Origin of the sequence: Allocoleopsis franciscana PCC 7113 (assembly GCF_000317515.1) — a bacterium.
GTDB lineage: Bacteria > Cyanobacteriota > Cyanobacteriia > Cyanobacteriales > Coleofasciculaceae > Allocoleopsis > Allocoleopsis franciscana.
This window is the reverse complement of record NC_019738.1, coordinates 5895205-5910521: the sequence shown is the minus strand read 5'-3', so window position 1 is coordinate 5910521 and position 15317 is coordinate 5895205. Positions and strand designations below refer to the sequence as shown.

Here is a 15317-nt window from a genome sequence, read left to right as displayed (position 1 = left end):
TGATTAAGCTTTGTCTCCTTTCACAAGTAGCACCACTGTCAATCCGTGGCAAGTACTTTTAACTTATTTAGAGAATAGGCGCGATCGCAACGTCCCTAACGGCTTGAGCAGCGATGGCGGTAACCTTTGTTTCAGAATCGCCCATTTATCGGGTTTTATACCTCCAGATCGGTTGCCAACGATGCATGTTTTCAGTGCGGTTACCCAGGAATCAGAAATCGAATCTTTTGCAGCTTTTAAGATAAGCTCGAGGTCATACCTCTGAATTTCGGATAATCCCTGGATTCCTGAAATTTGGCTATCGGTTACATCTTGCTCAAAACAAGCCGGTAACCCCAGACCCAAAACTCGAAAGCCTAGAATTGTCCGAATACATTTCTCGCATTGCCCACAATTGCGGTCTTTTTGGCTACCTTGCCAGCAAACTCTTAAGTTTTGTCTTGCTTCTTTCCAATTGCCAATTTCTCGAATTTTTTCTAGGCGAGTATAGCCAGCGCCATCATGAATAAGTTGAAACGCTTTATTGGAAAGGAGCGTGTCAGTGACTGGATTTGAACCGCGAGGCAAAAGTAAATTGTGATAAGAAAACGCGCTAGCAATCAGACCGATACTATAGGTATTCTGGAACAACATTAAACTTGAAGCAACTGCCGGCCCGTAAGCATCCTCCCATCTTAGTTTTTGTTCAATCTGTCGGTAATTTGTAGCGATCGCGATTAATTTTAGTCCCAAGCTACTGAGAATTGCCCTTGATTTTTGTGCTGCTCCGTCAAACGCCTGCTGTTCTTCTAAAGGAATATCAAATCCGTGAACCATTAAACCAGCTTGTAAATTGCGCTGAAATCTCCGGCTGGGATTGGCATGATGACGGAATGCTGTAAAACAACTATCCACCCCACCAGAGAAGGCTGCAATAGCAATTTCTGAAGGAGGCTTTTGCGCTTCTTGCTCGACTTCGGCAGAGATTTCAATGGGTTTGTAAAAGTTCGGACGCCAGCAAGCCCAAGCCGCTTGAAACTCTTCTAAATTTTGGAGGAGTGAGGGTGAAACTTTGCCATGAACGATTAATGGCGCTGCGTAAAACATTGCTGGCAGAATCATCGCTACTACAAACGGATCGGAACTATCCGTCAGCAGAGAACCGAACTCAGCAGGAATCTTATACCACAAACGAGAGCGAGGTTGTTCGTTAGGATACTCAATCGTGATGCTGAGAGTTATGGAACCATCGGCTTCAACCGCTTCTTCTGACCAGATATGAGTTTGCTGCATTACAGGTGTTCCTTTGACCAGAGCAAGAATCCTAACAACGCTTTAATTCCAGAGGCTTCGGTAATTGCATCATACCGAAACTGTACAGGAACATCGGGAGGGGGTAGTAGGGAATCAAAAACCTGTTCGTCAAAAAGATGCCGGACTAGGGGACGGTAGGGTTCTGCCTGTTGTCGCACGGCTTGCCATCCAGGGTGATTGATGTCGTAAATTCGGTAGTAGTAGCGTCGCTCGTATCCTAGTTTTTGCTCTAACCGTCTCCATCGTTGTTGCAATCGTTGTTGTAAGCGATAGAGGCGAGCGATGGAAGGACGACGCTGGCGGGGTTTTAGAGGTTCTGTGTTGTAGTCGTTGCGGTCTAATGGTAGGGCAGCGAGTTGCCCAAATCGCTGACAAACGAGTTCTTTTTGCATTCGTCGCTGCATGAGCGACTCTACAGGTATTGCCGCCGTTGTTTCTAGTAGCTGCTTGGAGAGAAATGGCAGAACAGGCCATGCTCCAAAACACAGTTGCCAAGGTATTGAACCAATATGAAACCGTTGCCGATGGTAAAGTTCAAAGCACAAAGTACGTTTGAAGTCAAGGTCGGAATAGCTGTTGTAGATTTTCCGAATAACCTCTAGGGTATCTTGAACCAAATCGCCAAACACATCTTTATGTAGAAGTGTTTCTAGCAATTGAGGGGCAAAGCCCCATAAATTAATCTGACTAAAATACGTGTCGAATGAGAGAGCCTGGGTTGGGAGTGAGTAAGTCCATTTGCCTCCTATTATTCGATCTATCAGGTAGCCTGATACTACTCTTGGAGCCAACTTGGTTAAATGAGGATGAATTCCCCAACGCATAAGTCCGTTGCCACCGTTTGCTAAATGCTCCCATTTAATGAATGGATCGGCATAGAGAGGATAGCGATCGCGCGAAATCTCTATTTTGTAATGTTTTAATCCAAGGGTACGAGCAACGGGAATCGCACACTGCATTTCTATATCAGAAGGTTTCCCCAAGGTTAAGGCTACGGTTTCCACACCTTGTCGGTGGAGGAACCCTGCGATCATCCGAGAATCTAGCCCTCCGGAAAGCATCAAACTACATCGTTCTCCGGTGGGTATTTGACTTCTTAGAGCTTGGTCGAGGACTTGCTCTACAATGTTCAAATGCTCGGAGAAGGAAAGATTTTTGTAAGAGTCATCTGGTGCCGAGCTGAGAATTTGATACTGCTTGACTTCAGTCGGAGCTACGGACGGTTGCCAGATTAGCGAATGTCCCGCATTGAGGCGTCGAACATTTTGCCATAAAGTTTGACCATCAATGAGTCCATTCGTCAGCAAAATACCAACCAGTCCAGCCGGATTAAAGGCTTTCTTAAATAGAGGATGGTGTTGGAAAAGTTCTGGACTTGAGCCGACGAGGATAATGTCGCGGTAAGTATAGTAGTATACGGGGAACAGTCCCAGGAGGTCGGCTCCTACAGTCAAACCGAAATCGGGACGATAGGCAACGGCTGCATAAAAGCCATCAAAACAAGGCACACTCGTATTAAGAGAATCGTTCCAGAGAGTTCTCAATTCTCGGCTATCAATTCTGGTGGCTTCGACGGACTTAATGGCGTCTCCCCAAATAATGGTAGCTCCATTATGGTCAGTATCCCAGCTAATGGGAGCATGAGGACTAGCAGCCCAACCCGCATAGAAATCTCCTGTAGTGCAGGAATTGGTGATGAGTCCTGTAACTGGAGGTAACAGAGGTTCTATGGTTTGAGCGAAATGCGATCGCCGTTCTAGATCGGGATCGATAATCAGAATAAAATTAGCCATTGATATAGTGATTTGATGGGATTTAGAGTTTTGTTTTATTAACCACAGAGAACACAGAGTTCACGCAGAGAAAAGAATGAGAGAGAAGTTCATATTTAGGGTTATGAGCCAGAGCTAGCCAGCAAGAGATTAAATTACCCATTCCAGCCCGGAAGGGCTAATATAGTAAGTTTGTTCCATTGATGGGGCTTTAAGCATTGCCCTAGCAGCCAACAACTTTTGAAGAGTGTGGCACAATTGACGGGGGTATTCTCTACAAGTCTGTGTTCTTAAAAATTTTATGACTAAGTTTGTCTTTGTAACTGGCGGCGTCGTCTCTAGCATCGGCAAGGGAATCGTCGCGGCTAGTTTAGGGCGTCTGCTAAAATCTCGTGACTATTCTGTCTCAATTCTCAAGTTAGACCCATATATTAACGTCGATCCGGGCACCATGAGTCCTTTCCAGCACGGGGAGGTGTTTGTGACGGCAGATGGGGCGGAGACGGATTTGGACTTGGGGCACTATGAACGGTTTACGGATACTTTGATGTCGCGCCTCAACAGCGTCACCACCGGCTCAATTTATCAGGCGGTGATTAATAAAGAGCGTCGCGGGGATTATATGGGGGGTACCGTGCAAGTCATCCCCCACATTACCAATGAAATTAAAGAACGCATCCACCGAGTCGCCAAAAATACAAATCCGGATGTGGTGATTACGGAAATTGGCGGGACGGTGGGCGATATTGAATCGCTGCCATTTTTAGAGGCAATTCGTCAGTTCCGCAAGGATGTGGGGCGGAATAATGTGCTGTATATGCATGTGACTTTGTTGCCCTGGATTCCGGCGGCGGGTGAGATGAAAACCAAGCCGACTCAGCACTCAGTGAAGGAATTGCGTTCGATTGGTATTCAACCAGATATGTTGGTTTGCCGATGCGATCGCCCCTTACAGCCTGGGTTAAAAGAGAAACTCTCAGAATTTTGTGATGTCCCTGTGGCGTCAGTGATTACGTCTCAGGATGCCAGCAGTATCTACGAAGTACCACTCAATTTAGAGCGAGAAGGATTAGCCCATCAAGCGCTGGAACTTTTGCAACTAGAACAGCGCGAACCCGACTTAAGCCAATGGCAGACCATTATTGAGCGCTTATATTGTCCCACCCACGAGATTGAAATTGCTCTAGTTGGGAAGTATATCCGGCTCAATGATGCCTATCTCTCCGTCGTGGAAGCGCTACGTCACGCCGCGATCGCCATGGGAAGTGAACTCAACGTGCGTTGGGTGAACTCAGAAGACATTGAAGCTTATGGTGCAGAGCACTTCCTCGCAGGTGTGAACGGCATTCTGGTTCCAGGAGGTTTTGGCTGTCGGGGTGTTGAAGGTAAGATTGCCGCGATTCAATACGCCCGTGAAAATAAGATTCCTTTCTTGGGCTTATGCTTGGGAATGCAGTGTGCTGTGATCGAATGGGCACAGAATGTTGCCAAACTAGAGGATGCCAATAGTGCCGAATTTGCTCCTCAAGCCAGCAATCCAGTGATTAATCTGTTGCCGGAACAACAGGATGTTGTAGATTTGGGAGGCACGATGCGATTAGGGTTGTATCCTTGCCGTCTGACTCCCAATACCCTGGCGTTCATGTTGTACAAAGAAGAGGTGATTTACGAACGCCATCGGCACCGTTATGAATTTAATAATGCCTACCGCAACCTGTTTTTGGATACAGGCTATGCGATTAGCGGCACATCTCCAGATGGTCGTCTGGTAGAAATGATTGAACTTCCTCAACATCCCTTCTTTATTGCCACTCAATTTCACCCAGAGTTTAGCTCTCGTCCGAGTGCACCTCATCCGTTGTTTCAAGGGTTTATCCAAGCTTCTGGACGCGCCGCCCATGGCGAAGCACCCATCGCGCCCAGCGTTACCTCAAGTGAGCCATCTCCCGCCGAGGTATCCCAACCCATGTCTACTGTGACACCCAGTTGACCCCAAACGTGTGTAGTGCCAGAACTCGCCCTTTGAGAGAGGAGGTTGTGTGGCGTACTGGATCAAAGTGAATTACGAGCGCAATGAATACATTGTCGATCTTGATGGTCTCAGTGCATTTGCCTGTGCTCCCAATGGCAAGATAACCTTCTGGTTGCCCAATAGTGCTGTGCCGATTATCATCAACCAGCAGAGTAATCCAGAGGGTTATCAACAAGTTCTGGACTACATTCAACAGGTATCTGCTCATTCCCTTTCGAGTTCGTGGATTCATTTGAGCTACGAGCGAAATGATTATGTAATCGACCTCAACCGTATTGGTAGTTTTTGTTACACCCCTGCTAGCCGGATCTCGTTTTGGTTGCCCGATAGTTCTATTCCCATCGTGATTAATGAGCAAAAAGACCCAGATGCTTATCAAAAGCTGATAGACTTTATTGCTCGAAAAACGGGGCATGTGCTGCCTTAGGAGAGTATTGGGGGAGGGCGAAGCAAAAGGAAACAAAGATATAGAGAATTACCTAATAGAGAATCGTCCTTTTGCTTCGCCCCTACAACCGATTTTATAGGTGTCGAGCTTGTCCCCTCGTTAATTGAATCAAGGCGTCATTAACTTCCGGGTAAGTCTTATGGTTCACCGGGAATGCTGCAAGAGTTTAAACAAAGTGACTGTAGCTGCATAAGGGTAAGAGGCTGGGGAGATACATTACTACTGGTTCATGGCAATTGACGTTTGCAAGAGAAGAGGTGTTGGGTGATTCAAGAAATGGGTGGCAGCCGGAGTATAAGGAAATTGCTCCTGGGAATACCGCTCAGCATTATGTTGCTGTCATCGGTAGCGGCAACGGCGACGGCAACAAGCGTTTCCATTGCCCAGCAGCCAGCGACTTCCTCGCCAAATACCAATACTACTGATGAACAACAAGCCTTTGCACAGGCACAGCAACTGTTCGAGCAAGCACAGCAACTACAGGAGCAAGGAACAGCAGAATCTCGGCAACAAGCACTTGCTAAATACCAAGAAGCACTCTCTATCTGGCAGAAATTGGCTGTTAATGAAGCTCCTCCCTATATAGCTAAAAGTTTTGAAGCTACGACTCTTCTGGTGATCGGCACGATTTACTATGCCCAGAACGAGCCTCAAAAGGCACTAGACTATTTTAATGGGGGGCTAGTTGTCAGCCGCGAGTTGAAAAACCGCCTTCAGCAGGTAATTGCTCGCGTCTCTACGGATAATACTGGCACCAACTCGGACGACAAGCAGAAACTGCTCGACTCGTACAAGCAATCACTCGCAAACACCAACTTTGCGGAAGCTAACCTGCTCGATTCTATCGGCAGTGCTTACTCCAGCTTGGGCGAAAATCAAAAAGCGATCGAATATTTCAAACAAGCCGAGTCGCTGTTTCGGGCTGAGAAAAAACCCGCTAGTGAAGCGATGACGCTAAGCAACATCGGTCATGCTTACTTTAATTTAGGCGAAGCTCAAAAAGCACTCGATGCCTATGAGCAAGCACTGGAAATCCAACGTGCCGAGAAGGATACCGCTGTACAAGCCCAAACACTCCAGGCTATTGCTCGGATCAACGCCAACTTGGGCGAATCGCAAAAGGCACTTGCCGCTTATACTCAAGCGCTGGAAATCCAACAGCAAAGGCAGGATTTTTCAGGGCAAGCAGATATCCTCACCAGAATTGGTGCGCTTCACTACTCATTGGGTGAGTATCAGAAGGCTTTGGATTCCTATAACCAAGCGCTAAAACTCTGGCAAGCAGCACAGGGAAATTTATCAGGAACAGCTTTAACCTTCAACCTTTCTCAGCAAGCTCTGATTCTTACAGGTATCGCTGGCACCTACGCCTCATCGGGATTTGGTGATTATTCTAAAGCGCTGGAATTGTATAACCAAGCGCGATCGCTTTACCAAAAGGCGGGAAACCAATATGGAGAAGCGTCACTTCTGTTGGGTATCGGCTCTGTCTACAATCAATTGGGAGAAATACAGAATGCCCTCGGCGTTTTGAATCAAGCGCTCGTGCTGTGGCGTGCCATTTCCGCTCCCGAAGGAGAGGCTTTTACCTGGGGTAACATCGCTGATATCTATCATTCTATGGGTGAGCCGCAGAAGGCTTTGGATTCCTATAACCAAGCCCTAGACATCCAGCGTCGGGTGAAGGATCGCTCTGGAGAAGCCATCACGCTCAACAGCATCGCTGGAGTCTACAAGTCATTAGGGGATTATCAACTCAGTATCGATACAAACACCCAAGCGTTAGAGATATTTAAAAGCATTGGCGATCGCCCTAGACAAGTTTCAACTCTTGACAATATTGGCAGTGTCTACCAAGCAGCAAAAGATTATCAGAAGTCGCTGGACTATCACAACCAAGCGCTAGCTTTGGCAAGAAACAATAACAATTTCTGGCAGCAAGCCAGTGTACTCCTCTCTATGGTTAAAGCTTATGAATCATTAAATGATTATCCCAAGGCACTTGATGCCGCTAACCAAACCCTCTCACTGTCGCGCCAACAGCATGATAGCTATCGGGAAGCCCTTGCCTTAGCTATGAGCGGTAGAGTGTATCTGAAATCGGGAGCTTATCATAAAGCACGGGAAGCCACTCAACAGGCAGTGATTGGGTACCAGAAGGTGGGGTTTCGCCGAGGAGAAGCCAATGCTGTACACAACCTGGGTAAGGTCTACAATGCATTGAGGCAGTATGAAAAAGCGCTCTCAACCTACGATCGCGCTCTAGTACTGTGGCGGGAGTTGGGCGATCGCACGGGAGAAGCCGATACACTCTATAACGTTGCGATTACACAACGCGATCGGGGTAATCTCAACGCAGCCCGTACCCAAATCGAAGAAGCGGTCAAGATTGTTGAGGACATCCGCACCAGAGTCACCAGCCAGGAACTGCGTACTTCCTACTTTGCCTCCGTGCAGAATTATTACCAATTCTACATCGACGTGCTGATGCAACTGCACAAAAAAGACCCATCTCAAGGGTACGATGCTCTAGCACTGCACGCCTCGGAACGCGCCCGCGCCCGGAGTCTTTTGGAACTCCTCACAGAAGCTAACGCCAATATCCGCCAAGGTGTCGAGCCAAAGCTGCTGGAACAAGAACGCACCTTGCAGCAAAAACTCGATGCCCTTGAAAAACGCCGTATCGAGCTATTTAGCGGACAATATACCGATGCACAGGTACAAGCGATAGAAAAAGAAACAGCAGCACTTCTGGCAGAGTATCGGCAAGTCCAAGAACAAATCCGCCGCACCAGTCCGCGCTATGCGGCACTGACTCAACCCCAACCGCTGACACTGGCAGAAATTCAGCAACAGGTACTCGATGACGATACGATGCTGTTGGAATACTCATTAGGGGAAGAGCGCAGCTACCTCTGGGCAGTCACTACAACCAGTATCAGTAGTTATGAATTGCCCAAACGCGAGGAAATTGAAAACGCTGCAAAGGAATTCTATCAGCTACTGAAAAACCAAGCCTATCGCCTGGGAACGCAAAGAGGGCTTGGGGTTGAAGGGCGTCCAGGTTCGTCCCTCGATACCAACAAAGTCGCTACCAAGTTGAGCCAGATGCTCCTCGCACCTGTGGCTACACAATTGAGAAACAAGCGCTTACTTGTCGTCAGTGATGGTGCGTTGCAGTATTTGCCGTTCGCGGCACTGCCTACCCCCCCAACCCCCCTTATTAAGGGGGGAGCAAGCCAGGGGGGAGTAAGTCAGGATTTGGTGCCACTGTTGGTAGAACACGAAATCATTAACTTGCCCTCAGCCTCAACACTAGCCGTGTTGCGGAAGGAAACAAGCGATCGCAAAAGTGCTGCCAAAGCGATCGCAGTTCTTGCCGATCCTGTCTTTGGTAAGAACGATCCACGTCTGAAGTCAAGTTTAGGGCAAGCTTCCGGTACGCAACCGGAAGACATTAATATCAACCGCCGAGCCTTGGAGTTATCGGCTACAACGGCTAATATTAGCTTTAATCGTTTACCCTTTACCCGTAAAGAAGCTGAGCAGATTTTGGCGCTAGTCCCTGCAACGGAGCGAATGCAGGCATTTGATTTTGCTGCCAATCGTGCGATCGCAACCAACCCTGAACTCCAAAACTATCGCATTGTTCATTTGGCGACTCATGGCATCCTCAATAGTACGCAACCCGAATTATCAGGAGTCGTGCTGTCGCTAGTGGATGAAAAAGGGACGCTGCAAAATGGTTTTTTGCAACTGCGCGATATCTTCAACCTCAACCTGCCAGCCGAACTCGTTGTCCTGAGTGCCTGTGAAACCGGACTGGGTAAGGAAGTCAAGGGAGAGGGATTGGTGGGCTTGACAAGAGGCTTTATGTATGCTGGTAGTCCGCGAGTTGTGGTGAGTTTGTGGAGTGTGGGCGATCGAGCCACATCGGAGCTGATGGTGAAATTTTACAAAAAAATGCTGCAAGATGGGCTGAAACCAGCAGCCGCTTTGAGAGCGGCACAGATAGAAATGTGGGAACAAAAGCAATGGCAAGCCCCCTATTACTGGGCAGCTTTTACCCTACAGGGCGAGTGGAGAGAGGAATCGAATCGCAAAGAAGGACAACCGCTATAGGGATAAGAGTAACCTTCCAACGGCTTGTGAGTTGTGAGAGAACCGAGGTTTATTTTTGTTCAGCTTCAACTGTGATCTGGCACCTGACTAGACTAGGAATAACCTCGTTGATTGTTTTTAATAAGTCAGTTGTGGTGTAGGGTTTCGCCAAAAAGGCTTGAGCGCCATAGTTCGTGGATTGAGTCAGTCGATTGCTGGATATAAGGCCACTAACCGCAATAATCTTGACATGGGGATTAATTTTTTTCAAGGTGCGGATTGTGGTAGATCCATCCATCAAAGGCATCATCATATCAATCAACACTAAGCTTATTTCCTGTTGGTGTTGGGCGTATAACGCGATCGCATCAATTCCATCATTGGCTGTCATTACCCGATAATTGTAAGTTTCTAACGAAGTTTTACTCGTTTCACGAATCGCCGCTTCGTCATCCACCACTAATATTAATTCACCCTGCCCTTGAAAGAATTCACTATCTAAAATTTTGGGAATTTTGGTTGCCTCGCTTGCAGGTAAGTAGACCGAAATTTGTGTTCCTTCGTCTAAGGTACTTGTCACTTCCAAAAAACCCCCATGGCTTTTCACAATAGTCAGTACCGTTGAAAGTCCTAATCCGGTGCCTTTCCCTAGCTCTTTTGTTGTAAAGAATGGCTCAAAAATTCGCTCCACAACTTCAGGAGGCATACCGACTCCCGTATCTTTAACTGTGAACACCACATAAGCTCCCGCATGAGCATCAATATTCATTCGGGCATAGCTTTCATCGATGACCATATTGCTAGCACTGATACTCAAAGTGCCACCTCTTGGCATCGCATCACGAGCATTAACACACAGATTGATTAAAACCTGATGTAGCTGTGTTGCATCTCCCGAAACCATCCACAAATCTTGGGAAATATCTGTGTGAGTCTCAATAAATTTAGGAAAGGTATTGTTGACAATTTGCCGAATCTCTGAAATTAAATGCTTCATTTGAATCGTTGTCCGCTGCCCCTCAACACCCCGTGCAAATGATAAAACTTGTTTGACCAAAGCCGCCCCACGTTTAGCACTACTTTCAATCGTCTTTAGCAGATCTGGCTTTTTTTTCTCCGAAAGTTGAGGCTGTGAAAGCAGTTGAGCCGACATCAGAATGGGTGCTAGCACATTGTTTAAGTCATGGGCGATGCCGCTAGCCAGTGTACCGATACTATCTAATCGTTGAGTACGAAAAAACTGTGCTTCGAGTTGTTTTTTTTCGGTAATATCAGTATTAACAACTAAAAAAGCTTGAGGTTTATTCTCCTCATCGTACATCAGCGTCCATCGACTTTCGACAAGAATTTTCTTGCCATCTTTATTAACTTGATGCAACTCACTCTGCCAATTGCCTTTCATCGCAACGGTTGAAAGCATAGCTGCAAGTTGAGGTGTTTTTTCTTCGTTCAACAGATGTTGAGCTTTCTTGCCAAAAACTTCCTCCGCCTGCCAGCCGTATAACCGACTTGCTCCTTGGTTCCAAAATAAGATTTGGTCTTGTAAATCTCGCACCAGAATAGCGTCGGTTGTGATATCGAGCAGAGCCGCTTGGAAACGAATTTTCTCTTCAGCCTGTTTGCGTTCGGTGATATCAGTTTGAATGCCAATAAAGTAAAGTAAATCACCTTGCTCTGAGAAGACGGGCGAGATTTTCAACTCATTCCAGAAGGACTGACCATTTTTGCGATAGTTCAGCAGTGTCGCTTTCACTTCTTGTCGTTGGGTGATCGCATGACGAATCGTTCTGAGGGCTTCTGAGTCAGTCTCGGCACCTTGCAAGAAGCGACAGTTGCGACCAAAAATCTCTTCGGGTTGATAGCCGGTAATCTTGGAAAACGCTGGGTTTGAGTAGATAATTGGGTTGTCGGGTTGCTTTGGATCTGTAATCAAAACCCCATCGGAGACGGATGCGATCGCACGGGCAAGTCGCAGATTCTCTACGGCTGCCTTCTGCAACTCCTGTTCATGACGCTGGCGCAGAGCGTTTGCTGCCAACTGTTCCGTCCAACTGCGCTGTTCTCGTTTGGCTCTTTCCCAGTAGTTTTTGAAGAAGTCAGCCAAACCTGGCTCTTCTTTAACCAAAGTATCAAAATGAGCGCTCACACGATTGTCAGCTAAATAACTTACCTCCGGATGGGCTTCCATCCACAGATGACAGCTTTTTACGTAAGCGATAAATGTCACTAAATACTGGTAGTTTACACAACCCAACAGACGCCGCAATTCCCTACGGCAATGTTGAGCTTCGTCTCTTTCTAGGGTGATAAAAATTGAGCAGTATAATAAACTTTTTTCGAGTGGCGAGTTCGACTCTGGCCATAGTGTTAGACCATTTAGCTGCGTCGCTAGCAAACTCAGGTGTTCATCAATATCAGTTTGGGTCGGGAGAGGCGATTCAAGGAGTTCCAACACCTCCCGTGCCTGCACCCCCAAAAAATACAATGAACAACTGTGGCAAATCATGCAATAAGGAACCACACAGAAGCGCGAGAGGTAAGCAGATAGCCTCTCCTTAAATAGATCGGGCAGTGGATTATTGAGATAGGCATTTATGGTCTGATGCCATAGATTTTCTAGCACCTGTGGAGTCTGTAGTGCCGGACTAAAGAAGGGTGGAAAAAATCCCAACTTTTCCTCAATTTCTGCCTTGATCTGTTCGCTTGTTCGCATAAATAACGTATTTGTACTGTTGTCTTAATGTCAACAGCGAGTACCAATTCTCGATTCTCAATAACTGTTAGCCTCAATCGTCGCTAAGTATCGCTAGCGATGGGCGAGGCTGAATTTTCGTTGAAGTTGCCTGGTGCTTTCGTATTAACCGATCAATAATTTGGCAGTTTCAAGCAAGGGAGTACCTCTACATCTGTAACTCGTTCAGCTCTAAGTTCAAATACTTTGGACTCACAACACAGTCTGCTCAAAAGCACTGAAGAATTTTCCCTTACCCTTTTTGGTGTACCTATATCTACTACTTTAGACGTAAATCCTCATGATGTGTGAAGTTTTTTCGGCTCCCAGTGGCTAAAGCCTCCTATCTGCTGAGTTTGGTTCAGGAGTTGAGAGGATTGCAATATTCGATTGAAAAAAACAATGATTTAAAATTTTATAATTCCCAGCTTTCAGCTTTATCCGTGGGAAAATTAGACGGCTATATTGTGAAGATTTTGTGAAAATGCCTAACTTCTAATCCCGATTGTATAAATAGCCGTCTTTTACTCCTGTAAGGATTCAATTTATGGTTGAGGAATCATAGAGAAAATCCTCAGTAACTTCCTCGAAACGGCACAAAAAAAGATGCTACTAGGCATTGATTTAGGTACTGGATCTGCTAAAGCTTTGCTTCTGGATATAGATGGAACTGTGATGAGTGAGGCATCGAGTTCTTATGGCGTCAAAGTACCGCATCCTGGATGGGCTGAGAGTAATTCAATATCGCTGGTTACTTGACAGCGAGGGCTTCAGAACATCTTGGCTTACCCGTTAGTCTACCCGTGATTGCAGGTGCGGCGGATACGGCAGCAGCCGCGCTGGGCAATGGATTGGTAGAGCCTGGATTAGTACAGTTAATTTAACATCAACGCCAACGCTGGCGGCAACTCCTAACCCGGATGAACTAGCACTATTGGAGGCTTGGAAGCGGTATCAAAACCTGTATCCGCAGCTCAAAAATCAGAGTTCCGAGTCAACAGAAAACGGCTAACCCTAACCGCCAATTTCCACCATTTGCCAAGCCAATTTTGCCGCCCCCACCATTCCAGCCTGATTGCCCAACTCAGCCACCAGTAACTTTAACCCAGCACGGGAACTCGGCAATACTCGTTGCTCAATTTCAGCTAAAGCCGCAGGAAAGAAAAACTCCGCACTCGCACTGACTCCACCGCCAATCACAATCGCTTCCGGAGTCAGGATATAGATGAGGCTAGCTAACCCAATTCCTAAATTGCGTCCATAGCTTTGCCAAAATTCCAAAGCGGACTTATCGCCCTCTTTCGCCATAGCACCAAGTTCAGCGGGTTCCTTTCCAGTACGGCGTCGAATGGCCTGAACCGAGACATATTGCTCCAAAGAACCTCGATTTCCGCTATTACACATTGGGCCATCTGGATTCAACGTAATTAACCCCAACTCCCCGGCAGCCCCCTGATGACCGGTAAAGAGTTTACCATCCAGAATAATTGCACCGCCAACCCCTGTGCCTAACGTCAACAAAATCAGATGGCGAAACCGACGCCCCGCGCCTAACCAAGCTTCTCCCAACCCGGCACAGTTGGCATCATTAGCGATCACGGTAGGGCAACCCGTCTTGGCTTCTAACATCTCAGCTAGGGGGACATCGTTCCAACCTGATAGGTTAATGGCAACTCTAGCAATGCGACCGGCTGCATCCGTGGGGCCAGGAGTACCCACACCGATCGCTGCAATAATTGAGTGATTAGAAGTAAGTTGGGTAATGGCTTGGGTGATTGCCTCCACAACCGCCGTTGGTGTTGCGGGTTGCGGTGTTGCCACACTTAAAGACTGTACACAAGTCCCATCTGTGTGAAATCGTCCCAGCTTGATTGCAGTTCCCCCTAAATCGATGCCAATGACCTCGGACTCAACCACGCTCTGCTATTCCCTAATTTCTTACTGAATAAAGCATCTTAGCGCCTTTTGAGCGCCTGTGTGCCTTTCGGATCATGGCTAATAATCCGTATTTTGCCTCAATTCCCAACCGATAATATCGGTTCAAATTTAACGACGCCCGTGGGGGTTGATAAATTCACTCAATCCCTCTCCTAAAAGGGACAATCCCACCACCATCAATGTCATGGCTAAACCGGGAAAAAGAGCTGTCCACCAAATTCCCGTAGGGAGAGCACTGAGTGCTAGACGTAAATCTTGCCCCCATTCTGGCGTCTGTTCGGGCAGTCCCAGTCCTAAAAATCCCAAGCCACCTAAAATCAAGATGGCATCCGCTGCATTGAGGGTAAATAATACAGGTACGCTCTGAATCACGTTGAGAAACAAGTAGCGAGACAGCACTCGGTTTGTAGAAGCGCCCATGGCTTGCGCGGCTTCGATGAAGAGTTCGTTTTTCACACTAGCGGTATGGTTGCGGACGACCCGATAATACTGAGGAATGTAGGAAATGCTAAGTGCGATCGCGGCATTCAATATCCCCCGCCCTACCACAAAGGCTAGTGTTACCGACAGCAGCAGTCCGGGTAGGGTGTAGATGGTGTCCATGAAAAACAACAACACCCGGTCTAATTTTCCACCCAAATAACCACTGACTAAACCTAAGGGAACACCGATAATCAGACTCAGGGTTGTCGCCAGCAATACGACTCGCAAGGCGGCTTGAGAAGCAAACAATGTGCGAGAGAAGACATCATAACCTTGGTTAGTTGTACCGAACCAGTGCTTTGCTCCTGGAGGTTCATGGATGGGGTTAGTGAGTGATTCTATCGGGTTTTGCAGCCATCCCCAAGCCTGAAAGGTGGGAGCGAAAATAGCGATTAATACGAATAACAGAGTAATCATTAATCCCACTCCCATCAATTGCATCGAGAGGCTGGGACGTTCAGAAGATTGCAAAAAGCGGGGCAATCGAAGTCGAGTCGGGGTCATAGCTCAATGAGTGGA

At 47.1% G+C, this 15317-nt stretch carries 10 protein-coding genes; 5 read left to right on the top strand and 5 right to left on the bottom strand.

Annotation, left to right across the window (positions count from 1 at the left end; genetic code table 11):
• Positions 1-63: 63 nt before the first annotated feature.
• Both MIC7113_RS24270 and MIC7113_RS24265 read right to left on the bottom strand, forming a co-directional pair.
• Positions 64-1272: a hypothetical protein gene (locus tag MIC7113_RS24270; protein ID WP_015184843.1), complete on the bottom strand. Its 1209-nt coding sequence runs from the start codon at positions 1270-1272 to the stop codon at positions 64-66.
• Positions 1272-3086, bottom strand: a complete 1815-nt coding sequence (locus MIC7113_RS24265) for an asparagine synthase-related protein (protein WP_015184842.1) — start codon at positions 3084-3086, stop codon at positions 1272-1274. Before MIC7113_RS24265 ends, MIC7113_RS24270 begins: the two co-directional genes overlap by 1 nt.
• Before the next feature lie 280 nt (positions 3087-3366).
• On the opposite strand from MIC7113_RS24265, the gene pyrG reads away from it, so the two are divergent.
• From pyrG to MIC7113_RS24250, 3 genes are all read left to right on the top strand, one after another.
• Positions 3367-5055, top strand: coding sequence for a glutamine hydrolyzing CTP synthase (pyrG, locus tag MIC7113_RS24260; RefSeq protein ID WP_015184841.1), 1689 nt, complete (start codon positions 3367-3369; stop codon positions 5053-5055).
• A 49-nt stretch (positions 5056-5104) separates the two neighbouring features.
• Positions 5105-5524: a hypothetical protein gene (locus MIC7113_RS24255; RefSeq protein WP_015184840.1), complete on the top strand. Its 420-nt coding sequence runs from the start codon at positions 5105-5107 to the stop codon at positions 5522-5524.
• A gap of 351 nt (positions 5525-5875) precedes the next feature.
• Positions 5876-9667 (top strand): CHAT domain-containing protein, encoded by a 3792-nt coding sequence (locus MIC7113_RS24250; protein ID WP_015184839.1) that lies wholly within the window; start codon positions 5876-5878, stop codon positions 9665-9667.
• 49 nt (positions 9668-9716) lie between these two features.
• On the opposite strand, the gene MIC7113_RS33800 is transcribed toward MIC7113_RS24250, so the two are convergent.
• Complete coding sequence (locus MIC7113_RS33800; protein ID WP_015184838.1) at positions 9717-12359, bottom strand: PAS domain S-box protein; 2643 nt, start codon at positions 12357-12359, stop codon at positions 9717-9719.
• Positions 12360-12983: 624 nt separating this feature from the next.
• On the opposite strand from MIC7113_RS33800, the gene MIC7113_RS38285 reads away from it, so the two are divergent.
• Entirely contained in the window at positions 12984-13136 is a 153-nt protein-coding gene (locus tag MIC7113_RS38285) for an FGGY family carbohydrate kinase (RefSeq protein ID WP_226883522.1), read from the top strand.
• Positions 13133-13261, top strand: a complete 129-nt coding sequence (locus MIC7113_RS38765) for a hypothetical protein (protein WP_256374772.1) — start codon at positions 13133-13135, stop codon at positions 13259-13261. The genes MIC7113_RS38285 and MIC7113_RS38765 overlap by 4 nt, the downstream gene beginning before the upstream one ends.
• Before the next feature lie 130 nt (positions 13262-13391).
• Here MIC7113_RS38765 and MIC7113_RS24240 read toward each other — a convergent pair whose 3' ends face one another.
• Together MIC7113_RS24240 and MIC7113_RS24235 are read right to left on the bottom strand one after the other, a co-directional pair.
• The gene (locus MIC7113_RS24240) at positions 13392-14294 is read right to left on the bottom strand and encodes an ROK family protein (RefSeq protein ID WP_015184837.1); all 903 of its coding nucleotides are present in this window, start codon (positions 14292-14294) and stop codon (positions 13392-13394) included.
• A gap of 129 nt (positions 14295-14423) precedes the next feature.
• Positions 14424-15302: an ABC transporter permease gene (locus tag MIC7113_RS24235; protein ID WP_015184836.1), complete on the bottom strand. Its 879-nt coding sequence runs from the start codon at positions 15300-15302 to the stop codon at positions 14424-14426.
• Between the last annotated feature and the right edge of the window lie 15 nt (positions 15303-15317).

Coding starts and splice junctions, on each gene's coding strand:
- MIC7113_RS38285 (WP_226883522.1), top strand. CDS start 12,984: ATGCTACTAGGCATTGATTTAGGTACTGGATCTGCTAAAGCTTTGCTT.
- pyrG (WP_015184841.1), top strand. CDS start 3,367: ATGACTAAGTTTGTCTTTGTAACTGGCGGCGTCGTCTCTAGCATCGGC.
- MIC7113_RS33800 (WP_015184838.1), bottom strand. CDS start 12,359: ATGCGAACAAGCGAACAGATCAAGGCAGAAATTGAGGAAAAGTTGGGA.
- MIC7113_RS24270 (WP_015184843.1), bottom strand. CDS start 1,272: ATGCAGCAAACTCATATCTGGTCAGAAGAAGCGGTTGAAGCCGATGGT.
- MIC7113_RS24235 (WP_015184836.1), bottom strand. CDS start 15,302: ATGACCCCGACTCGACTTCGATTGCCCCGCTTTTTGCAATCTTCTGAA.
- MIC7113_RS24250 (WP_015184839.1), top strand. CDS start 5,876: ATGTTGCTGTCATCGGTAGCGGCAACGGCGACGGCAACAAGCGTTTCC.
- MIC7113_RS24265 (WP_015184842.1), bottom strand. CDS start 3,086: ATGGCTAATTTTATTCTGATTATCGATCCCGATCTAGAACGGCGATCG.